The organism is Aeromonas sp. s7(2024) (genome assembly GCF_040907825.1).
Lineage (GTDB): Bacteria > Pseudomonadota > Gammaproteobacteria > Enterobacterales > Aeromonadaceae > Aeromonas > Aeromonas veronii.
Genome location: NZ_JBFOCM010000011.1, coordinates 47999 through 69888 on the forward strand (window position 1 = coordinate 47999; position 21890 = coordinate 69888).

A 21890-nucleotide genomic window follows, 5' to 3' on the forward strand; every position below is an offset into this window, starting at 1 on the left:
ATTCGGGCGGGAGTGGGCTGAGGGGAGCAGGGCAGGCCGACATGGCTTACAGGCTGGCGAAATCTACTTCCGGCAGGGTTTCGAAGCCGGGGCGGGCAAACAGATAGCCCTGCATCAGGCTGATGCCCATCTCCTGCAGACAGGCCATCTCTTCGCGGGTCTCGATTCCCTCCGCCAGCGGGATGATCTTCAGCTCCGCAAACAGCGCCAGACAGTGGCGCACTATGGCTTGCCGGGTCGGGTCCTGGTCGATGCCGCGCAGCAGGTGCATATCGAGTTTGACGATGTTGGGATGAAAATCGGCCAGCAGGTTGAGGCCCGAGTAACCGGCGCCAAAGTCATCGATCGCCGTCTTGAAGCCGAGCGCCTGATAGTGATCGACAATGCCGCGAATATGGCGGTTATCCAGCACCTGCTCCACCTCGGTGAACTCGAACATGATCTGCTCGATGGGGAAGAGATGCTCGCGGGCCGCCTGCAGGGTGGTGCGGATGCAGCGCTCCGGGCGGTAGACCGCATTGGGTAGAAAGTTGATGCTCAGCATGCCCCGCATATCGAGCCGGGCGGCCAGTGCGATGGCCTTGATCCGGCACAACTGATCGAAGCGGTAGCGATTGCCATCGTTGACCCGGGCAATCACGCTCTGCGCCGGTTCGTTGTTGATCCCCCGTACCAGCGCCTCATAGCCGAAGATGGTGCGCTTGCTGCAATCGACGATGGGCTGAAAGGCCATGGTGAAGTCGAAGTCGAGATCTGCTTTCTCCTGACACAGCTGGCAGATGGCGGGGGATGGGGCGGCAGGTATATCCATGACTTTCCTCTTGGGCGTGGCGGCGCTGGGCACTGTCTCAAATGATAACAGCTCATTACCCCCCTGTAGGTTCGATTAGCGCAGCGTAATCGAACGATCGAGAGGCTTTGATTACGGTGGTTGCCGTGAAACAGGATCGGCCAGCTGGAGGGGGAAGTGCGGCTGGCCGTTATGGCGAGAGAATCCATTTACGCGAACGTCCGATTACGCCTGACGGCTAATCGAACCTACGGGTTATTTCTTTGAAAGGTCACTCATCAGAGTCGACATAGGAATATAAAAGATAATCCCCACGATAAAGATAATTATCTGGGCAATATAGAATTCGACCCTAACAGATGGGATGAGATTAAATGAAATATACATTGTTATGGATATCATTGATATCGCAAAGATATAAACCTGATATGTACTAAATCTTTCTATACGTTTTTTGTATCAGGCACATCAAGGCTTTTTGCCAGCAGTTGACCATACATCATAGATAAAGCTAATGAGAAATCAGATATTTTAACAAATGACATTAAAGCATCGTCAAATAACTTTATTATGAATAGAAGAAGTAAGGGAAGTGCAATAAATACAACCTCTTTCTTCGCCACATCATAATTTCTTTTATTCATGATCTAGCTCCAAGCCTAGTTGTTGTACTTCCCCTTGAGGGACTACGCGTATGACTTTAACAATTTCTTTCTCGTATGATGCGAGGTGAGGTCTTAGCTTATTTGTTTTTCTTTTGGTTCTGACATACGCATGTAGTGCATCCCCTGGCCATAGTGCATCTTCGTGTCTAACCCACTTTTCGAACCAAACATCATCTAGCATTGCTGCAGTTATCTTTTTATTTTTACCATGAGTTATTTCAAAATCCCATTGTAAACCTTTCACATATGATGGACGACGAACAATAAGAATTTCCTTGGCAGGGAAATCCTCTACAGTGTTAGAAAATATTTGGCTGCCATTTCTTGGACATGAGAAGGTTTCACTAATGTCGGTTAAATCATCTCCTCTCCCGAACTGGACCTTATCATTCTTACTCAATTCACTATTGGCTTTGTATATTTTGTTAAGTGCGTCAGCTATATTTATAGGGTCTGCATCGCCATGACAAGTAAATAATTTATCTTGGGGTGAGTTTGCCCCTGAAGCAGAGTAAACATTTTTAATAAATGTTTTCACATCTGTTTCTGAATCAATTTTCTCCGATGTACTAATCTCTTTCTTGATTCCTTCATAAATACAATCGTAAAGACTCTCTAAGCGAACCCCTCTTATTATATCTTTCACTTTTATAGCTATGTCTGCAATGCATGACCCTTCTCTAGTTTTTTCAAGGGAAGTATCAAATTCGATACCCTTGCCAAAACCTTGCATAAAAGACTCTTGTAATGCATTAAATCCTTCAATATACATGGCCATAGCGATGAACACTCGCTGAGGATTTTCTTGCTCTCTATCAAAGTCAATACGAATTGAGTAATTGGTGGCCATGTATCATTCCTCCGTTTGAGAGCATGATTCTTACGTTTTATCAAAGAATATTCAATTGATATCATGAAAATATGAGTAAAAGGTCAGAGTTACAATAACGCTTAAGACAATGATTTTTAAAATAGATTTTTTAAATGTTTTGAACAAACAAAAACGGCGCCTTAACGGCGCCGTTTTTTATATCACTGATTCAACCAAAATCACTGCAGCAGGGAGATATCCGCGACTTGCAGGAACAGGTTGCGCAGGTTGTTCAGCAGCGCCAGACGGTTGGCCTTGAGGGCCTCGTCGTCGGCCATCACCATGACTTCGTTGAAGAAGGTATCGACCGGCTCGCGCAGGGCGGCCAGACGGGTGAGGGCAGCCTGATAGTCACCGGCAGCGAACAGCGGGGCCAGTTCGGCTTGCAGTTCGGCAACCTGGGTGGCCAGCGCCTTCTCGGCGGCATCGACCAGCAGTTCCGGTTTGACGGCAGTCGGCAACTCGCCTTCAACCTTGGCCAGAATGTTGCTCACGCGCTTGTTGGCGGCAGCCAGTGCCAGTGCGGCATCCAGCGTGCGGAAGTGGCTGACGGCCTTGACGCGGCGATCGAAGTCGAGCGGACGGGTCGGGCGGCGGGCCAGTACGGCCAGCACCACGTCGGCACCGATGCCTTCATCCTGATAGGCGGCGCGGAAGCGGCCCAGCATAAAGTCGACCACGTCGGTAACGACGGTTTTGTTGGTCAGCTTGTCGCCGTAGACGCGTACCGCTTCTTCAACCAGTTCAACCAGATCCAGATCCAGCTGCTTCTCGGTCATGATGCGCAGGGCACCGATGGCGGCGCGACGCAGGGCGAACGGGTCCTTGTCACCCTTCGGCAGCATGCCGATGCCGAAGATACCGGCCAAGGTGTCGAACTTGTCGGCCAGCGCGACGGCGCAGGCAACCAGACCGGACGGCAGGGCATCACCGGCAAAGCGCGGCATGTACTGCTCGTTGAGGGCCACGGCAACTGCTTCGTCTTCGCCATCGTGACGGGCGTAGTGCATCCCCATGACACCCTGGGTGTCGGTGAACTCGCCGACCATGTTGGTCATCAGGTCACACTTGGAGAGCAGACCGGCACGCTTGGCCTGAGCCACATCGGCGCCGATACGCTCGGCGATAAAGCCGGCGACGGTCTCGATACGCTCGACCTTGGCCTTGACGGTGCCCAGCTGTTGCTGGAACAGCACGGTTTCAAGGCGCGGCAGGCGAGAGGCCAGGGTCTGCTTGAGGTCGGTCTTGAAGAAGAACTCGGCGTCAGAGAGACGGGGGCGAACCACCTTCTCGTTGCCGCTGATGATCTGGCTCGGGTCTTTGGACTCGATGTTGGTGACGAAGATGAACTTCGGCAGCAGCTTGCCGTTCTTGTCGTAGACCGGGAAGTACTTCTGGTCACCCTTCATGGTGTGCACCAGCGCTTCAGCCGGAACTGCCAGGAACTTCTCTTCGAAGTTGGCGGTCAGCACCACCGGCCACTCGACCAGTGCGGTGACCTCTTCCAGCAGGGCGTCGTCCAGATCGGCCACGCCACCGAAGGCGGCAGCGGCCGCTTCGACGTCAGCCTTGATCTTGGCCTTGCGCGCCATAAAGTCGGCAATCACCATGCCGCGCTCCTGCAGGATCTGCGGGTACTGGCTGGCGTTGTCGATGGTGAACTCGCTCTCGCCCATAAAGCGGTGGCCGCGAAGGGTGCGGGCAGAGTCGATACCCAGAATGTGGGCGGGAACCAGCTCGCCATCCAGCAGCAGGGTCACGGTGAAGACCGGACGCACGAACTGGATGGTCTTGTCGCCCCAGCGCATCATTTTCGGGATGGGCAGCTTGGCCAGCGCTTGGCTAACAAGCTCACCCAGCAGATCGACGGCCGGACGGCCTTCAACCTTGGCGGTGTGAACCAGCCACTCGCCCTTGTCGGTGACCAGACGCTCGGCCTGCTCAACGGTGATGCCGTTGCCACGGGCCCAGCCTTCGGCAGCCTTGGTTGGCTTGCCTTCGGCATCGAACGCCTGCGCCACGGCCGGGCCGCGCTTCTCGACGCTCTTGCTCGGCTGTTCGCCAGCCAGCTCGCTTACCTTCAGCGCCAGACGGCGCGGTGAGGCAAACCACTCGACGTCGCCGAAGGCCAGATCGGCCTTGGTCAGTTCGGCTTTGAAGTTGTCGGCAAAGGCTTCGGCCAGGGAGCGCAGGGCTTTGGGCGGCAGCTCAGCGGTACCGATCTCTACCAGAAATGTATGTTGTGCCATGTCCGTTCCTTAACCTTGCTTGTTCTCACTGCGCTGACACATCGGGAAGCCCAGCGCTTCGCGGGAGGCGTAGTATGCCTCTGCCACGGCCTTGGTCAGGGTGCGAATGCGCAGGATGTAGCGCTGACGCTCGGTGACCGAGATGGCCTTGCGGGCATCCAGCAGGTTGAAGGAGTGAGCGGCCTTGAGGATGCGCTCGTAGGCAGGCAGCGGCAGCGGTTTTTCCAGTGCCAGCAGATTCTGGGCTTCCTTCTCGTACTGCTCGAAGCAGTGGAACAGGAACTCCACATCGGCGTGTTCGAAGTTGTAGGTGGATTGCTCCACTTCGTTCTGGTGGAACACGTCGCCGTAGGTGGTCTTGCCCAGCGGGCCGTCAGACCAGACCAGATCGTAGACGCTGTCTACGCCCTGAATGTACATGGCCAGACGCTCGAGACCATAGGTGATCTCGCCGGTAACCGGCTTGCACTCGAGGCCGCCAACTTGCTGGAAGTAGGTGAACTGGGTCACTTCCATGCCGTTCAGCCACACTTCCCAACCCAGACCCCAGGCACCCAGAGTCGGGTTTTCCCAGTTGTCTTCCACGAAGCGGATGTCGTGGATTTCAGGATCCATACCCAGCTCTTTCAGGGAGCCCAGATAGAGTTCCTGAATGTTGTCGGGGGAAGGCTTGATGATCACCTGGAACTGGTAGTAATGCTGCAGGCGGTTCGGGTTTTCACCGTAGCGGCCGTCGGTCGGACGGCGGGACGGTTGCACGTAAGCGCAGGCGATGGGCTCCGGGCCCAGGGCACGCAGACAGGTCATGGGGTGGGAAGTACCGGCACCCACTTCCATATCCAGCGGCTGAATGATGGTACAGCCCTGGCGGGACCAATAGTCCTGCAGCTGCAGGATCAGGCCCTGAAAGGTTTTGACATCGAATTTTTGCATAATTTTTTTCGCGCGAAGTGAAAATCAGAGCAAGATTTGCTGAATGTGAACCGAGGGAGTATACCGTCTGGCATGGTCGGATAATAGGCGAAATTGCAGCGGATTCGCGGGATGGTGCTGCGCCCTGGCTGGTCGGGCGGGATGTCCGGTATATGATGTGAGCAGTGCCGCCTGCACAGTGGGCAGGGTCGGGCAAACCGCTGAAATAACGAGGGAGAGGAAATGGAACTGCGCTGCGCCTGGGTGACCAAGGACCCGGAATATATTGAATACCATGACAAACAGTGGGGCAGGCCGGTCTATGACTCGCGCGAGCTGTTTGCCAAGCTCTGCCTCGACGGCCAGCAGGCGGGGCTGTCGTGGATCACCATCCTCAAGCGCACCGAGAGCTACTACCGTGCCTATGCGGACTTTGATCCGGTGCAGATTGCCCGCTTCGACGAGCAGGATGTAGAGCGGCTGATGCAGGACACCGGCATTATCCGCAACCGGCTCAAGGTGCAGTCGATCATCAGAAATGCCCGCGCTTATCTGGCGTTGCAGGAGCAGGGGATCGACTTCGCCGACTACCTGTGGGGCTTTGTTGGCGGCGCCCCCATCGTCAACCAGCGGCAGGGCAACGGCGATATTCCGGCGACCTCGCCGGAGTCGGATGCCATGTCGAAAGCGCTCAAGAAGCTCGGCTTCAACTTCGTCGGCAGCACCATCTGTTACGCCTTTATGCAGGCGGTGGGGATGGTGAACGATCATCTGGTCAGCTGTCCTTGCCACGCCGAGTGTCAGTTACCGCGCTGACAGCCCGCCGATTGCCCAAAAAAACACCACTCTCGCCATCTGTTCAGGCTTGCGTCAGACAATGGCGTGCCAGCGCGTTACAATCCGGCCCCCGGCATGGTGCCGGATTGTTTTCACAGAGGTTTTTTCATGCGAGCCAAGATCCTGGTGCCTGCTCTGGCACTGACCGTTGCCCTGAGCGGCTGTACCACCAACCCCTACACAGGTGAATCCCAGACCTCCAAAGGTGCCTGGGGCGCGCTGGCTGGCGCCGCTGCCGGTGCGGCCGTAGGTGCGCTCTCCTCCAGCAAGGGTGACCGCAAGAAGGGCATCCTGACCGGCGTTGCTGCTGGCGCGGCGCTGGGTGGTGGTATCGGCTACTACATGGACGTGCAGGAAGCCAAGCTGCGCGAGAAGCTGCAAGGCACCGGCGTCAGCGTGACCCGCAATGGCAATGAGCTGATCCTCAACATGCCGAACAACGTGACCTTCGACAGCTCCAGCTCCCAGCTGAAAGCGGCCGGTGCCAACACCCTCTCCGGCGTGGCCATGGTGGTTGCCGAGTTCGACAAGACCCGCCTGAACGTGGTCGGTCACACCGACAGTACCGGTTCCCGCGATCTGAACATGAAGCTCTCCCGCGATCGTGCCGATGCCGTTGCCGCCCAGCTGATTGGTCAGGGCGTAGCAGGTAGCCGCATCTCCACCACCGGCGTGGGCCCGGATCAGCCGGTTGCTACCAACAGCACCGCCGCTGGCAAAGCCCAGAACCGCCGCGTGACCATTACCCTGACCCCGACCGCCTAAGTCGTTCAGGTCTCGGTAACGAAAAGGCCCCGCCAGTGATGGCGGGGCCTTTCTATTGGAGCCGTTGCTGGCAATAGCGCCCTGTTGTTTGCTCCCTTTTCCCTTGTGGGAGAGGGGGCGGGGATAAGCGCCTCTTAGACAGCCGCTGTCAGCTGTACTTCGACCTTGTAGCCTTCGTGGGCCAGACGGGCCTGTACGCAGGCGCGCACAGGTGCGGTGCCAGCCGGGATCCAGGCATCCCACTGCTCGTTGAAGGCAGCGATATCCTGAATGTCTTTGAGATAGATGTTGGCCATCAGAATTTTGTCTACGCCGGAGCCGTTGGCTTCCAGCAGGCGTTGCAGGCTTGCCAGCACTTCGCGGGTCTGCTGGTGGATGTCGGCCTCTTCGCTGACGGGCACTTCCACCACGTAGAGGGTGCCATTGTGGATGACCACGTCTGACCAACGCTGGGTGGTGCCAATTCGGGTAATGGTTGTCATGGAGTGCTCCGGTACAGGGGCTTATTGACCCTTGCGGATCAGATAGCGGTAGGGGGCCTGCTCTGTCTCGCTGGCGACCAGGGTGTGATCCATAAAGCGGCAGAAACTGGGGATGTCGCGGGTGGTTGAAGGATCGTCGGCGCTGACCAGCAGGGTCTCGCCATCCGCCATCAGCCGCACTTTCTTGCGAACCATCATAACGGGTTCCGGGCAACGAAGCCCGATTGCGTCCAACTCGTGAGTTGCGCCGCAGAATAAATCACTCATCTATTATCAACCTTCAACCTATTCGGCTGCCAATGATACTCAGGGCTAAAAAATAATCAAACAAACGACCCATTCACCAGCATATGTAACCGAAATGTTATTCGGCCCTATCCAGCTTGCGCCGGACGAGTAATATAAAAATTGAACCATATTCAACAAGGAGGTGAATATGCAGGTCTCCTACGGCAGATTACAGGCCTATGCAGGCATGGGGTTCTTGTCCTTCGCCATGATAGTGATGGGCAGCCCGATCGGGAATACCGGTACCTGGTTCGGCTCCATGGTGATGGTCGGGTTGGGGCTCTGGATCGAGCTCAGCGATTACTATGACGAGGATGAGGACGAGAACGATCAATCCTGAATCGGATGACGATTCAACAACAAAGGCGGAGCAATTCCGCCTTTGTCATTTCTGCCGTTTGGCAATGTACCCGGATCAGCGGGTCGAGCGCATCGCCCGCTCCAGATGCAGCGCCGTCTGCTCCGGGTTGGCCTTGGGGTCGTTGAAGAAGTTGCTCAGCACATCGAGGATTGCCTGCCGCATATTGGTCGGCGTCGCCATCCCCTCCGCCATGCTGGGCAGCAGGTTGTCCTGCTTTTCCGCCAGCAGGAAATCCTGATAGGAGCGGACTGCGCAGCGGTCGAACTTGCTCATGTCGGGATTGGTCAGCGCCGGGATCGACCCCTTCACCCGATTGAACTCCTCCTGAAATTGCGGCGTCATCAGCAGTTGGGCCAGATCCCCCTGCGCCTGCAGTTGGGCCGGATCCCGCTGTTTGAACATGGCGATGGAGTCGAGGTTGTAGCTGAACAGCCCGGCGCTGCCCGGGCTCGGCAGACAGGCGATATCCTCACCCGGTCGGTAGTTGCCCGCGCTCAGCTCCCCCTTCACCCAGTCCCCCATCACCTGCATGGCGGCGCCACCGCTCTCCAGCAGGTTGGTGGCCTGATGCCACTTCAGACCGGCGTATTTTTGCGGCACATAGGCGCGCAGCTGCTGAAAACGAGTCAACACCCGCACCATGTCGGGGCCGGTCAGGGTGGCGCTGTCCTGCTCGAGGAACGCCTTGCGATAGAATTCTTTACCGCCCTCACCGAGCGCCACCGTTTCAAACAACACTGCCAGCTGCCAGGGCTCGTTGCCGATGGCGAGCGGGGTGATGCCCCGTTTTTTAAGCTGGTCGGCGACGGTGACAAACTGGGCCCAGCTGGTGGGTGGAGTCAGCTTGTTGCGCTCGAAGATCTTGCGGTTGAGCCACAACCAGTTGACCCGGTGGATGCCGGTGGGCACCGCCATCAGGGCGCCATTCTGGCTGAGGGTGGCACGCACCATGGGTGGCATCTGACTGTACCAGCCGAGGTGTTCGGCCATCGGGCTGAGATCGCGCAAAAAGCCGAGTCCGGCCCACTCCTTGAGCTCGTAACCCTTGAGGTGGGCTGCTTCGGGCGGGTTGGCCGCCAGAGCCCGGCTCTTCAATACCGTCATGGCACTCTTGCCGCCGCCGCCCTGCACTGCAAAGTCGTTCCACTGGTTGCCCTGTCTGGTCCACTCGGATTTGAGCACTTCGACCGCTTTCGCTTCGCCGCCGGAGGTCCACCAGTGCAGTACCTCCACCTGGGAGGCGGCAACGGGAGCAGAGAGCAGGGCGATGACAGAAAAAGACAACCACTTCATAAGGTTACTGCCTTGGTAGGGAGAGCGTGGCCTGCAGGCCACCTTGCGGACGGTTTTCCAGCACCAGATCGCCGCCGTGGGCGTGGGCAATGTTGCGGGCGATGCCAAGGCCGAGGCCGGTGCCAGCCTGATCCGTGCTGAGCCGGTAATAGGGTTCGAAAATGCGCTCGAACTGATCGTCCGGCAGGCCGGGGCCCTCATCCATGATGAAGAGGATCAGCATCTCCTCGTCATCCATGATGATGATGCGAACCCGCTGGCCATATTTGATGCCGTTGTCCACCAGATTGCCGATGCAGCGCTTGAGCGCCAGCAGCTTGCCGCGATAGGGCCACTTGCAGTGCCCTTCGATGATCAGCCGCTCGTCGTGCAGGTTCATCGACTCCGCCATCTGCTCCAGCAGGGCGTTGATGTCGATCTCCTCGATATTCTCGTGAATGTCGGTCTCTTTGACCGTCTGCAGCGCCCCTTTCACCATCAGCTCCAGTTCGTCGAGATCCTTGTTGAACTTGGCGATCTGTACCTCGTCATCGAGCAGTTCGACCCGCAGTCGCAGTCGGGTGATGGGGGTCTTGAGGTCGTGGGAGATGGAGCTGAACAGCCGCTCTCTATCGTCGATATAGCGACGAATGCGGTGCTGCATGATGTTGAAGGCGCGGGTCGCCGCCACGATTTCCGACGCTCCTTCCTCCTTGAGCGAAGGCTGGTCGATATCCTTGCCCAGATTGACCGCCGCCTTGGCGAGACGGCGCAGCGGGCGGGTCTGCCAGCGCACCAGCATAAAGGTGAAGAAGCAGAGGAACACCGTCATCAGAGCGATGAAACGCACCTGGTTGCTTGGCATCACGGTATCGTCGAGGGTCATGTAGGGGGCGGGCAGCAGGGCCGCCAGATAGAGCCACTCCCCCTTTTCAATCTCGATCTGGGTCACCAGTACCGGTGGATTGAGCGGCTCCAGCGACAGGGTGTAGCGGGCCCAGGAGGAGGGGAGATCCGCCAGCAAGGTGTCGTTGTTGAAGACGTGAAGGTCGTCGGGGCGGGAGAAGTCAACCTTGATCGCCATGGCGTCGGAGAGCTTGCGGGTCAGCACTCCCTGAACCTCCTCCAGCACCTGCGTCTTGCGCTCGCTGTCGGGGATGGCGTTGATGTGGATCTCTTCCTCGTTGAGCGAGACGAAGAAGCGGCTGCCCCCCATGTTGCGCAACTGGTCCAGCGCGATATGGCGATACTGCAGCGGCAGGGATTTGAAGAAGTTGACGGTGGAGGCGGCAGACATGGCGAGGTTGCGGGTGGTGCTGAGCATCCCCTCCAGTTCCCGCTTCTGGATCTGCTGCATCCAGATGCCGGTCAGAATGGTCTGGGAGAGCAGGATGGCCAGCAACAGCAGCAGGATCATCCGTGACAACAGGGAGCGGGGCACCAGCGCCCCCCAGGACCACTTGTTGCTCATGGCAGCTCGTGCACCTCGGCAATCAGCATGTAGCCGCTGCCGCGAATGGTCTTGATGATGCGCGGGCTCTTGCCGTTGTCGCCCAGCTTCTGGCGCAGACGGCTGATCTGTACGTCGATGCCGCGCTCCATCGGCAGGCTTTCGCGGCCGCGGGTGGCATCCGAGATGGTGTCCCGATCCAGCACCACGCCGGGCTGTTGCAGGAACATGCCGAGCAGCATGGCGTCGCTACCGGAGAGATCCAGCAGGCTGCCATCGTCATGGGTCAGCTGGTGGCTCAGAGTGTCGAGGGTCCACTCGGCAAAACGCAGGCGGCGGCTCGGCTCTTTCTCTTTTTCCGGCTGGCGGAATTCGGCGCGGCGCAGCAGCGCCTTGATGCGGGCCTGCAGTTCACGGGGGCTGAACGGCTTGGCGATATAGTCGTCGGCGCCCAGTTCCAGACCGATCACCCGATCCGCTTCGTCGGAGGCGGCGGTCAGCATGATGATGGGCACCTGGGAGTCACGACGGATCTGCTGGCAGAGGGTAAAACCGTCCTCGCCGGGCATCATGATGTCCAGAATAATCAGGTCCGGGCTGTGCTGGGCGAGTTGCTGACGCATCTCGTTGCCCTCCGCCGCCGTCAATACCTGAAAGCCCGCCCGGGTCAGGTACTCATTGAGCAGCTCGCGGATCTCTTGGTCGTCATCGACGATCAGCAGTTGTTTGCTCATTGACATATGTATGTGCATCCACCCATTTTTTTGTGCAGATTGAACCTGTCGGGGGAGTAAAAAGCAAGCAAGCCCCCTATCTAATGTGAGGTTTAAGGCAATAACAGCCTATTGATAAGATTAAAACGAAAAAAGGCCGACCCAAACGGGACGGCCAACAGACAGCTTCTGACCACTGACGAGCACCCCGTGTGGCGATCGTCACAGACTTGAAAAGGGGCCAGTCAGACTGGCCCCGAAAAGGGACAACTATCAGTAGTGCATCCCGTCGATCCGGCTGGTTATCACACCCGTTCAAACACGGTGGCGATGCCCTGGCCCAGACCGATACACATGGTGGCAACCCCCAGGGTGGCATCCTTCTCCTCCATCAGATTGATGAGGGTGGTGGAGATGCGGGCGCCGGAGCAGCCGAGGGGGTGACCCAGCGCAATAGCGCCACCGTTCAGGTTTACCTTCTCGTCCACCAGATCCTGCAGACCCAGATCCTTCACGCAGGGCAGGGACTGGGCGGCAAACGCCTCGTTCAGCTCGAACAGGTCGATATCACCGACAGTCAGCCCGGCACGTTTGAGCGCCTTCTGGGTTGCCGGCACCGGGCCGTAACCCATGATGGCGGCGTCACAGCCAGCGATGGCCATGGCACGTACCCTGGCGCGCGGCGTGAGGCCGAGGGCCTTGGCGCGATCCGCGCTCATCACCAGCATGGCGGCGGCGCCATCGGACAGGGCCGAGGAGCTGCCGGCGGTGACGGTGCCGTTGACCGGATCAAACACCGGGCGCAGCTGGCTCAGGGTTTCTACCGTGGTCTCCGGGCGGATCACCTCGTCGTAGTCGTAGAAGAAGCGGGCGCCGCTGGCGTCATGGCCTTCCAGCCCGACGATCTCCTTGGCAAAACGTCCTTCCACGGTTGCCGCGTGGGCACGGCGATGGGAGCGGGCGGCAAACTCGTCCTGCTGCTGGCGGCTGATGCCGTGCAGCTTGCCGAGCATCTCGGCGGTCAGTCCCATCATGCCGGAGGCTTTCGCCACCGACTTGGCCATGCCGGGGTGGAAGTCGACGCCGTGGCTCATCGGTACGTGACCCATGTGCTCGACGCCGCCGATGATGAAGATATCCCCATCACCTACCTGAATGGCGCGGGAGGCGTCGTGCAGCGCCTGCATGGAGGAGCCACACAGGCGGTTGACGGTAACCGCCCCTACCTGCTTCGGAATGCCGGCCAGCAGCGCGGCGTTGCGGGCGATGTTGAAGCCCTGCTCCAGGGTCTGCTGCACGCAGCCCCAGTAGATATCCTCGATCTCGTTCGGGTCGAGGTTGGGGTTGCGCAGCAGGATGGATTTCATCAGGTGCGCGGACAGATCTTCTGCACGCACGTTGCGGAAGGCGCCGCCCTTGGACCGGCCCATCGGGGTCCGGATACAGTCGACAATGACTACGTCTTTCATGAATGGATCTCCTTTCCGCAATCAGTAGAAGGTTTTGCCCTGGGCGGCCATCTCGCGTAAGCGGTCGCTGACGCGGTAGAGCGGGCCCAAGTCGGCATACTGGTCGGCCATGGCCACGTAGCGATCCAGACCAATGGTGTCCAGATAGCGGAACACGCCGCCGCGGAAGGGAGGGAAGCCCAGACCGTAGACCAGTGCGATGTCGGCTTCGGCTGGCGTGGCGACTATGCCCTCTTCCAGACAGAGCACCACCTCGTTGATCATCGGGATCATCATGCGGGCGATGATGGCTTCCTTGTCGAAATCCTGTTTCGGCTTGGCGATGGGGGCCAGCAGCTCGTAGCTGGCTGCGTCAGCCACCTTCTTCGGCTTGCCCTTCTTGTCCTGCTCGTAGGCGTAGAAGCCCTTGCCGTTCTTCTGACCGAAGCGGTTCACTTCGTACATCACGTCGATGGCGGTGCGGCCTTCCTTGCTCATCCGCGCCGGGAAGCCTTGCGCCATCACGTCACCGGCATGGTGACCGGTGTCGATGCCGACCACATCCAGCAGATAGGCGGGGCCCATGGGCCAGCCAAACTCCTTCTCCATTACCTTGTCGACGGCGGCAAAGTCGGCGCCATCGGCAACCAGTTTGTTGAAGCCGAAGAAGTAGGGGAACAGCACGCGGTTGACGAAGAAGCCCGGGCAGTCGTTGACCACCACCGGGGACTTGCCCATGGCGGCGGCATAGGCCACCACGCGGTTGATGGTTTCATCGGAGGTTTGCTCGCCGCGGATGATCTCCACCAGTGGCATGCGGTGCACCGGGTTGAAGAAGTGCATACCGCAGAAGTTCTGCGGGCGCTTCAGCCCCTTGGCCAGCAGGGAGATTGGGATGGTGGAGGTGTTGCTGGCGAGCACTGCGTCTTCGCCAATGATCCCTTCCACTTCGCCCAGTACGGCAGCCTTCACTTTCGGGTTTTCAACCACGGCTTCGACCACGACGTCCACATGCTTGACGTTGTCATAGCTGAGGGTCGGGGTAATGGCAGAGAGCACCTGACCCATCTTGATGCCGTCGATGCGACCCTTTTCGAGCTGGCCGTTGAGCAGCTTGGTGGCTTCGCCCATGCCAAGTGCTAGCGCCTTCTCGTTGATGTCCTTCATCACCGCCGGAATGCCCTTGCTGGCAGACTGGTAGGCGATGCCGCCCCCCATGATGCCAGCACCCAGTACGGCGGCGTGGCTGGTGGCCTTGCTCGCCTGCTTGGCAGCCTTCTTGGCCAGTGCCTTGATGTGCTGATCGTTCAGGAAGATACCGACCAGTGCCTTGGCCACGTCGGTTTTGGCCAGCTTGATAAAGCCCTGTGCTTCAACGACCAGCGCCTCGTCACGGCCCATACCTGCGGCGGCTTCGACGGTTTTCACCGCAGTCATCGGCGCCGGATAGTGTTTGCCCGCCACGGCGGCAACCATGCCGGCGGCGGTGGTGAAGCTCATCATGGCTTCCAGTTTGGAGAGGCGCAGCGGGGCTTTTTTGGCGGCGCGACGGCTCTGCCAGTCCAGCTTGCCCGCGATGGCGTCTTTGATCATCTGCAGCGCAGCGCTCTGCAGCGCGTCGGGGGCGACCACGGCATCGATGGCACCCACCTTGAGGGCGTCATCGGCACGGTAATCCTTGCCGGTGGTGATCCACTCCAGTGCGTTGTCAGCGCCGATCACTCGCGGCAGGCGGACGGTGCCGCCAAAGCCCGGCATGATGCCGAGTTTGGTCTCGGGCAGGCCGATTTTGGCTGTGGTGTCAGCCAGACGGAAGTCGGTGGAGAGAATGGTCTCGCAGCCGCCGCCCAAGGCGTGGCCCTTGATGGCGGAGAGGGTCGGAACCGGCAGATCTTCGATGGCATTGAAGATGTCGTTGGCCTTTTTCAGCCAGCCGAGCAGATCTTCTTGCGGCAGATCGAACAGTTCCAGGAATTCGGTAATGTCGGCACCGACGATAAAGGCGTCTTTGCCGGAGGTGAGTATCAGACCTTTTAGTTCACGTTCTTGTTGTAATGCGGCGATCGCTTCGCTCAGGGAGAGCAGGGTAGCGCGATCCAGCTTGTTGACTGAACCCGGGGCATCAAACCTCAGCTCGGCAATGCCGTTTTCGAGGTAGCTGACCGACAGGGTTTCGCCTTGGTAGATCATGAGAGTGTCTCCTTGTTCCCACTCAGTGGGGAGTGGTGCTCCTTAATCCCCAGCAGGGGGCGAGGCTCACTATTGATCCAAAAGGAGACATTTTCAACACCTATTTAAAACATTTGTTTAACAGATCTCGAGTAAAAGCTCTTCATCACAAAACGGGCAAAAGAGAGGCGCCTTGCGGCGCCTCGGATGAATATGAGTTTGTTATCAACTGGCCAGTTCAGGCCGGTTGCGATACTGGTTCAGCACCTCGGGATCGGCGAGGGCATGGGTGTTGTTGACGGGCCGATTGTGCACCACTTCCCGCACCGCCAGTTCGACGATCTTGCCGGACTTGGTGCGGGGGATGGCATCCACCTGCAGGATGCGGGAGGGCACGTGGCGGGCGGTGCAGTGCTGTTTTATCTGCTGGCGGATCCGCTCGCGCAGCGGCTCATCCAGCTTGCAGCCCGCCTTGAGCTTGACGAACAGCACCACCCGCTCGTCTTGCTGCCACTGCTGGCCGATGACGATGCTCTCCTCCACCTCGTCCAGCTGCTCGACATAGCGGTAGATCTCGCTGGTGCCGATGCGCACGCCGCCCGGGTTGAGGGTGGCGTCAGAGCGGCCGTAGAACAGAATGCCGCCGGTCGGGGTCAACTCGATCCAGTCGCCGTGGCACCAGATGTTGTCGAACCGCTCGAAGTAGGCGGCGTGGTACTTGTCGCCGCTTTCATCTCCCCAGAAGCCCACCGGCTGGGCCGGGAACGGCTTGGTGCAGACCAGTTCGCCCTTCTCCCCCTGCACCGGCTGGCCCGCTTCGTTGAATACCTGCACCGCGAGGCCGAGGCCGCGCCCCTGGCTCTCGCCGCGATAAACAGGGCTGAGCGGGTTGCCGATGACGAAGCAGGAGCAGATGTCGGTGCCGCCTGAGATGGAGCTGAGCTGCACATCCTGCTTGATCTGCTGGTAGACGTAGTCGAACCCTTCCGGCGACAGCACGGAGCCGGTGCTGCAGATCAGCCGCAAGTGCGGCAAGTCGTGGCTCTTGATGGGGGCGTAACCCTGCTTGTGCAGTGCGTCGAGATACTTGGCCGAGGTACCGAACAAGCTGACCTGCTCGTCACGGGCGAGATCCCACAGCACATTGCCATCCGGGTAAAACGGCGAGCCGTCGTAGAGCACCAGGGTGGCGCCGGAGGCGAGGGCGCTTACCAGCCAGTTCCACATCATCCAGCCACAGGTGGTGAAATAGAAGATCCGCTCCCCCGGCTTGATGTCGCAGTGCAGCTGATGCTCTTTCAGATGTTGCAGCAGGGTGCCGCCGATGCCGTGCACGATGCACTTGGGTTTGCCGGTGGTGCCGGATGAATAGAGGATATAGAGCGGGTCGTTGAAAGCCATGGACTCGAACTGGAGGCTGGCGTCCGGCTGGCTCGCCAGCACTTGCTGCCAGTTGTGGCCAAGCTGCAGCGGGTTGCCGAGCAGGGGGATCATCACCGTCTGCTCTATGCTGCCGATCTGGCTGACGACCCCTACTACTTTGTCCTGAATATCGATAGCTTTGCCGTTGTAGCGATAGCCATCCACCGCAAACAGCACCCGCGGCCGGGTCTGGCCTAAGCGCTCTACCACGCTGGCCTCGCCAAAGTCGGGGCTGGTGGAGGTCCAGATCGCCCCGAGACTGGTTGTTGCCAGCATGGCAACCACGGTTTCCGGAATATTGGGCAGGTAGGCGGCGACCACATCGCCACGACCAATCCCCTGATGACGCAGCCACTGCGCCAGCCGGGCAACCTGTTCCCCCAGTTCACCCCAGCTCAGAGTGCGACTTGGGCTACCTTCGATGCGGGAGATGATAGCCGGGCTCTCGTCCTGACGGCGCAGCAGGTTTTCGGCGAAGTTGAGGCGGCTGTCGGGGAACCAGCGGGTGCGCTGCATATCCTGACGGTTCTCCGCCACTATGTTGCCGAGCTCGCCCTTGACGCCGCAGTGTTGCCATACCAGCGGCCAGAAACGGGTGGTCTTCTCCACCGACCATTGATAAAGCTGCGGGTAGTTCTGCAACTGCAAGCCGTGGAAACGGTTCACCTCCGCCATAAAACGGTAGAGGTTGGATTGCTGCATCCCGAGCGGATCCGGTTGCCACAGGCAGAGGTTGTCCATGAGTAATCCCTGACTTCATGTATCTACCGGCAGTGTATTGAATTGTTTTTGATTTGTTAATGATTGGTTTTGTGTTGATAACAAACACGTTTGTAACGTATGCGTTACCTCACGAAGCGGCTGCTTGACGGGTCGAGCCGCCAAGCGCTTGATGTTATGCTGCAATCACATTCACCTCGGAGCAGGACGCCATGAGCAGCTACAGCCAACTTTTTGCCCAGCACCTCGATACCTTGCAGCAGCGCACCCGCGACATTCTGCAACAACAGGGGCTCAGCGGACTGGCCATCCACTCCGGCCAGACTCACCGCATCTTCCTCGATGATCAGGATTACCCGTTCAAGGTAAACCCGCATTTCAAAGCCTGGTTGCCGGTGCTGGACAATCCCCACTGCTGGCTGCTGGTGGACGGGGTGAACAAACCAGTATTGCTGTTCTACCGCCCGGTGGATTTCTGGCACAAGGTAGCGGATCTGCCCAACGCCTTCTGGGTCGAGTTCTTCGATATCCGTTTCCTGACCCGGCCGGAACAGGTGGCCGACCATCTACCAGCCAACAGGCAGGAGTGGGCCTATCTGGGCGGTCATCTGGAAGTGGCCGAGCTGCTGGGGCTGACCCAGCCCAATCCGGAGGCGGTACTCAACTACCTGCACTATCACCGCGCCTACAAAACCCCCTACGAGCTGGAGTGTCTGCGCGAGGCGAACCGGATTGGGGTGCGCGGCCATATCGCCGCCAAGGACTCCTTTATGGCGGGGTCGAGCGAGTTCGAGATCAATCTGGCCTACATGAAGGCGGTCGGGCAGGGGGCCAATGAGGCGCCCTACGGCAATATCGTCGCCATCAACCGCAACGCAGCCATCCTTCACTACACCCATTTGTCTGCCTTGCGGGTACCCGATGCGGAGCGCCACTCCTTCCTGATCGATGCCGGCGTCGATTTTCACGGCTATGCCTCCGACATCACCCGCACCTGGGCGTGGCGGCGTGGCGAGTTCGCCGATCTGATTGCGGCCCTCGACGAGCAGCAGCAGGAAATCATCAAGGAGATCAAACCGGGTCGCCGCTACAGCGAGCTGCATCTGCAGATGCACCACAAGCTGGCGCGCCTGCTGCAAGCGACCGAGCTGGTGGATATGTCGGTAGACGAGATGATCAACACCGGGGTGACCAATGTGTTCTTCCCTCACGGTCTCGGCCACTTCCTCGGTCTGCAGGTACACGATGCAGGCGGTTTCATGCAGGATGAGCGCGGCACCCATCTGGCGGCGCCCGAGCTGTTCCCCTATCTGCGCTGTACCCGGGTGATGGAGGTGGATCAGGTGTTCACCATCGAGCCGGGACTCTACTTCATCGACAGTTTGCTGGAGCCGCTGCGTCAGGGCGAACAGGGCAGGAGGGTCAATTGGAACAAGATTGAGGCGCTGCGTCCGTTCGGCGGCATCCGCATCGAAGACAACGTGGTGCTGCACGCCAACGGGGTGGAGAACATGACCAGACAAGCAGGACTCTGATGGCGGCTGCGTACTCCATTCCGGCTGCCCCGCTGGAGTTGACCGAAGAGATAAAGAAGAGCCGCTTCATTACCCTGATCGCCCACACCCCGACCGTCGAGGCGGCCAAGGGGTGGGTCAACGAGATCAAGCGCCAACATCCGGCCGCGCGCCATCACTGCTGGGCGTTTGTGGCTGGTGCGCCGCAAGATAGTCAGGTTTATGGCTTCAGCGATGACGGCGAACCGTCCGGTACTGCGGGCAAGCCGATCCTGGCCCAGTTGATGGGCTCGGGGCTCGGTGAAATCTGCGCCGTGGTAGTGCGTTACTACGGCGGCATCCAGCTTGGCACCGGTGGACTGGTCAAAGCCTATGGGGGCGGCGTCGGTGCCGCCCTCAAGCAGCTGCCTACCCTGCTTAAGGTGCCGCGCACTCCCTCTCTCATTCACTGCGATTACGGTGACATGGGGACGGTCGAGTCGCTGATCAGCAGCCATAATGGCGAATTGCTGGCGGCGGATTACGGTCAGCTGGTCACCTTGCAGGTGGCGTGGGAGTCCTCGGTATGGGCTCAGGTGGACCGTGAATTGACCGACCGGACTCATGGGCGGGTATCCCTCAGCCCCTTAGATGGCTAGAATCCATCGCTCTTTAATTGGGGAAAGGGAGCTGTAATGCACATCTTGAGCATTATTCGCATTGTTGGCCTGCTGGTTGCGCTGTTCAGCTCGACCATGCTGTTGCCTGCACTGGTGGCCTTTGGCTATCGGGATGGTGGTGGTGCCGAGTTCGTCAGCTCTTTTCTGATCGCCCTGCTGCTCGGTGTGGTGCTCTGGTTTCCCAATCGCTACCACAAGAAGGAGATGCGCTCGAAAGAGGGCTTTCTGATTGTGGTGCTGTTCTGGACCGTGTTGGGCAGTGTGGGGGCGGTGCCCTTCATCATGAGCGATGTGCCGGATATGTCGGTCTCGGAGGCCTTCTTCGAATCTTTTTCCGGCCTGACCACCACAGGCGCAACGGTACTGACCGGGCTCGATAATCTGCCCAAGGCGTTTCTGTTCTATCGCCAGTTGCTGCAGTGGCTGGGGGGGATGGGGATCATCGTACTGGCGGTGGCTATTCTGCCACTGCTGGGTATCGGGGGCATGCAGCTCTATCGCGCCGAGATCCCGGGGCCGGTGAAGGATACCAAGGTGACGCCGCGCATCGCCGAAACGGCCAAGGCGCTCTGGTTCATCTATCTGCTGCTGACCGCGCTCTGTGCGCTGGCCTACTGGCTCGCCGGAATGACGCTGTTCGATGCGGTGTGCCATTCGTTCTCGACTCTGTCGGTCGGTGGCTTCTCCACTCACGATGCCAGCATCGGTTTCTTCAACAGTCCGGTCATCAACCTGATTACCGTGGTGTTCCTGCTGCTGGCCAGCGTGAACTTTGCGCTCCACTTTACCGTATTCTCTCACCGCCCGGTTCGGCTCGGGCGCTACCTCTATGATTCTGAACTCAAGGTGTTTCTGGCCATCCAGGCGACCCTGGTGATGATCTGCTTTGTCGCCTTGCTGACCCACGGACACTACGCCACCTGGCAAGAGGCGCTCAACCACGGTCTTTTCCAGGCGGTCTCTCTGGGGACCACCACCGGCTACAGCACCACGACCTATGCCGACTGGCCCTCGTTCCTGCCCATGCTGCTGATGTTCTCCGCCTTTATCGGCTGTTGCGCGGGCAGTACTGGCGGCGGCATCAAGGTGATGCGTTTTATGATCCTGTTCATGCAGGGGATGCGCGAGTTGAAGCGGTTGGTTCACCCCAGAGCCATCTATACCTTGAAGCTGGGGAATAGGGCGGTGCCCGAGCGCATCGTCGAGGCGGTGTGGGGCTACTTCGCCACCTATATTATTCTCTTCTTTATGTTCATGCTGCTGTTGCTGATGACGGGGCTGAACGAAGTGACCGCATTCACCGCTGTAGCTGCGGCTTTCACCAACGTAGGTCCGGGTTTGGGAGAGGTATCAGCCAACTTCGGCAATATCTCGCCAGCGGCCCAGTGGGTACTGGTGTTGGCCATGTTGTTTGGCCGATTGGAAATTTTCACGCTTCTGGTACTGTTTACTCCTGCATTCTGGCGTAGTTGAGGTTGTTATGGACAAGATTCTGGTGCTTTATTCCTCTCGGGATGGCCAAACCCGCAAAATAGTCGATGTCATGCTGGAGCAGATGCCGGGATGCGAAGTGGTGATGCACGATCTGCACACCTTGCCGATGTGCAACCTCAGCAAGTATGCCAAGGTCTTGATCGGCGCCTCTATCCGTTATGGCAACTTCCATCCCAGCCTGTTCAGCTTTATTCATGCCCATCAGGAGCAGTTGGAGGTGGCCAATGCGGCCTTCTTCTGTGTCAACCTGACGGCCCGCAAGCCAGAGAAGCAGACGCCACAAACCAATGCTTATATGAAGAAGTTCCTGCGCCTCTCTCCCTGGAAGCCGAAAACCCTGGGCGTCTTTGCCGGTGCGCTGCAGTACTCCCGCTATAACTGGTGGCAGACGCGCATCATCCAGCTGATCATGAAGATTACCGGTGGCAGTACTGACACCAGTAAGGACATTGAGTTTACCGATTGGGAAAAGGTGCGCAGCTTTGCCCGCGAATTCTGGTCAAAAAGGTAGCAGTGTGATGTGAATTAAGGGTTTTTTGCCCGAAACAGCCCCGCCGATGCGGGGCTTTTGTTTAATAAAGCAACGGTTGAACCGAAAAACTGTAAAAAGTGCCATTTTTTGCAGTTTTCCTCTTGTCATCCCGGCGCGGCTCCCTATAATGCGCCCCTACCAGCACGGCGGAACACGCCGAACTGATGAGCCAGCTTCCTAGTGAAGTGGGCGCCGAAAGAAAAGCGAAAACAATCGCTTGACTTTCGAAGTGAGAAGCGTAATATGCGCCTCCTCAACGCGACAAGCGTGACGCTCT

The 21890-nt window shown here is 58.6% G+C and carries 20 protein-coding genes; 7 read left to right on the plus strand and 13 right to left on the minus strand.

All coding sequences use genetic code 11. The features are described from left to right. Window positions 1–46: 46 nt before the first annotated feature. The 5 genes from AB5Y73_RS03305 to glyQ form a co-directional block, all read right to left on the minus strand. The gene (locus AB5Y73_RS03305; protein WP_181497690.1) at window positions 47–811 is read right to left on the minus strand and encodes an EAL domain-containing protein; all 765 of its coding nucleotides are present in this window, start codon (window positions 809–811) and stop codon (window positions 47–49) included. A 422-nt stretch (window positions 812–1233) separates the two neighbouring features. Then, window positions 1234–1434: a hypothetical protein gene (locus tag AB5Y73_RS03310; RefSeq protein WP_181497689.1), complete on the minus strand. Its 201-nt coding sequence runs from the start codon at window positions 1432–1434 to the stop codon at window positions 1234–1236. Beyond that, window positions 1427–2305 (minus strand): hypothetical protein, encoded by an 879-nt coding sequence (locus tag AB5Y73_RS03315; RefSeq protein WP_107683490.1) that lies wholly within the window; start codon window positions 2303–2305, stop codon window positions 1427–1429. Before AB5Y73_RS03315 ends, AB5Y73_RS03310 begins: the two co-directional genes overlap by 8 nt. Before the next feature lie 200 nt (window positions 2306–2505). Next, window positions 2506–4575: a glycine--tRNA ligase subunit beta gene (gene glyS, locus AB5Y73_RS03320; RefSeq protein WP_128834547.1), complete on the minus strand. Its 2070-nt coding sequence runs from the start codon at window positions 4573–4575 to the stop codon at window positions 2506–2508. A 9-nt stretch (window positions 4576–4584) separates the two neighbouring features. Next, a complete protein-coding gene (gene glyQ / locus AB5Y73_RS03325; protein ID WP_005339464.1) occupies window positions 4585–5508 on the minus strand; it encodes a glycine--tRNA ligase subunit alpha in 924 nt (307 codons plus the stop codon). 222 nt (window positions 5509–5730) lie between these two features. Between glyQ and AB5Y73_RS03330 the strand changes: the two genes are divergently transcribed. Continuing rightward, a complete protein-coding gene (locus AB5Y73_RS03330) occupies window positions 5731–6303 on the plus strand; it encodes a DNA-3-methyladenine glycosylase I (protein WP_058059621.1) in 573 nt (190 codons plus the stop codon). A 129-nt stretch (window positions 6304–6432) separates the two neighbouring features. Further along, window positions 6433–7089: an OmpA family lipoprotein gene (locus tag AB5Y73_RS03335; RefSeq protein ID WP_005339468.1), complete on the plus strand. Its 657-nt coding sequence runs from the start codon at window positions 6433–6435 to the stop codon at window positions 7087–7089. A 134-nt stretch (window positions 7090–7223) separates the two neighbouring features. On the opposite strand, the gene AB5Y73_RS03340 is transcribed toward AB5Y73_RS03335, so the two are convergent. Further along, window positions 7224–7571: a RidA family protein gene (locus AB5Y73_RS03340; protein WP_005355943.1), complete on the minus strand. Its 348-nt coding sequence runs from the start codon at window positions 7569–7571 to the stop codon at window positions 7224–7226. 21 nt (window positions 7572–7592) lie between these two features. Beyond that, window positions 7593–7838: a sulfurtransferase TusA gene (gene tusA, locus AB5Y73_RS03345; RefSeq protein ID WP_005339470.1), complete on the minus strand. Its 246-nt coding sequence runs from the start codon at window positions 7836–7838 to the stop codon at window positions 7593–7595. A 169-nt stretch (window positions 7839–8007) separates the two neighbouring features. On the opposite strand from tusA, the gene AB5Y73_RS03350 reads away from it, so the two are divergent. Beyond that, entirely contained in the window at window positions 8008–8199 is a 192-nt protein-coding gene (locus AB5Y73_RS03350) for a hypothetical protein (protein ID WP_005339471.1), read from the plus strand. A 75-nt stretch (window positions 8200–8274) separates the two neighbouring features. Here the strand turns inward: AB5Y73_RS03350 and AB5Y73_RS03355 are convergent, their stop codons facing one another. From AB5Y73_RS03355 to AB5Y73_RS03380, 6 genes are all read right to left on the minus strand, one after another. Next, the gene (locus AB5Y73_RS03355) at window positions 8275–9513 is read right to left on the minus strand and encodes an ABC transporter substrate-binding protein (RefSeq protein WP_107683488.1); all 1239 of its coding nucleotides are present in this window, start codon (window positions 9511–9513) and stop codon (window positions 8275–8277) included. A 4-nt stretch (window positions 9514–9517) separates the two neighbouring features. Continuing rightward, the gene (locus AB5Y73_RS03360; RefSeq protein WP_162518398.1) at window positions 9518–10963 is read right to left on the minus strand and encodes an ATP-binding protein; all 1446 of its coding nucleotides are present in this window, start codon (window positions 10961–10963) and stop codon (window positions 9518–9520) included. Next, window positions 10960–11682 (minus strand): response regulator, encoded by a 723-nt coding sequence (locus tag AB5Y73_RS03365; RefSeq protein WP_005339475.1) that lies wholly within the window; start codon window positions 11680–11682, stop codon window positions 10960–10962. The genes AB5Y73_RS03360 and AB5Y73_RS03365 overlap by 4 nt, the downstream gene beginning before the upstream one ends. 278 nt (window positions 11683–11960) lie before the next feature. Further along, entirely contained in the window at window positions 11961–13145 is a 1185-nt protein-coding gene (fadA, locus tag AB5Y73_RS03370) for an acetyl-CoA C-acyltransferase FadA (protein ID WP_204787810.1), read from the minus strand. Beyond that, window positions 13146–15293 (minus strand): fatty acid oxidation complex subunit alpha FadB, encoded by a 2148-nt coding sequence (gene fadB, locus AB5Y73_RS03375; protein ID WP_107683486.1) that lies wholly within the window; start codon window positions 15291–15293, stop codon window positions 13146–13148. A 204-nt stretch (window positions 15294–15497) separates the two neighbouring features. Further along, window positions 15498–17435, minus strand: a complete 1938-nt coding sequence (locus AB5Y73_RS03380) for an acetoacetate--CoA ligase (protein ID WP_279499351.1) — start codon at window positions 17433–17435, stop codon at window positions 15498–15500. A gap of 191 nt (window positions 17436–17626) precedes the next feature. Between AB5Y73_RS03380 and pepQ the strand changes: the two genes are divergently transcribed. From pepQ to hemG, 4 genes are read left to right on the plus strand one after another with little or no spacing between them, the layout of a single operon-like run. Then, complete coding sequence (gene pepQ / locus AB5Y73_RS03385; RefSeq protein WP_107683484.1) at window positions 17627–18949, plus strand: Xaa-Pro dipeptidase; 1323 nt, start codon at window positions 17627–17629, stop codon at window positions 18947–18949. Next, complete coding sequence (locus AB5Y73_RS03390) at window positions 18949–19566, plus strand: YigZ family protein (RefSeq protein ID WP_107683483.1); 618 nt, start codon at window positions 18949–18951, stop codon at window positions 19564–19566. Before pepQ ends, AB5Y73_RS03390 begins: the two co-directional genes overlap by 1 nt. Window positions 19567–19602: 36 nt before the next feature. Beyond that, entirely contained in the window at window positions 19603–21060 is a 1458-nt protein-coding gene (locus AB5Y73_RS03395; protein ID WP_005339482.1) for a TrkH family potassium uptake protein, read from the plus strand. 7 nt (window positions 21061–21067) lie between these two features. Beyond that, complete coding sequence (gene hemG / locus AB5Y73_RS03400; protein ID WP_005339483.1) at window positions 21068–21592, plus strand: menaquinone-dependent protoporphyrinogen IX dehydrogenase; 525 nt, start codon at window positions 21068–21070, stop codon at window positions 21590–21592. Window positions 21593–21890: the final 298 nt, after the last annotated feature.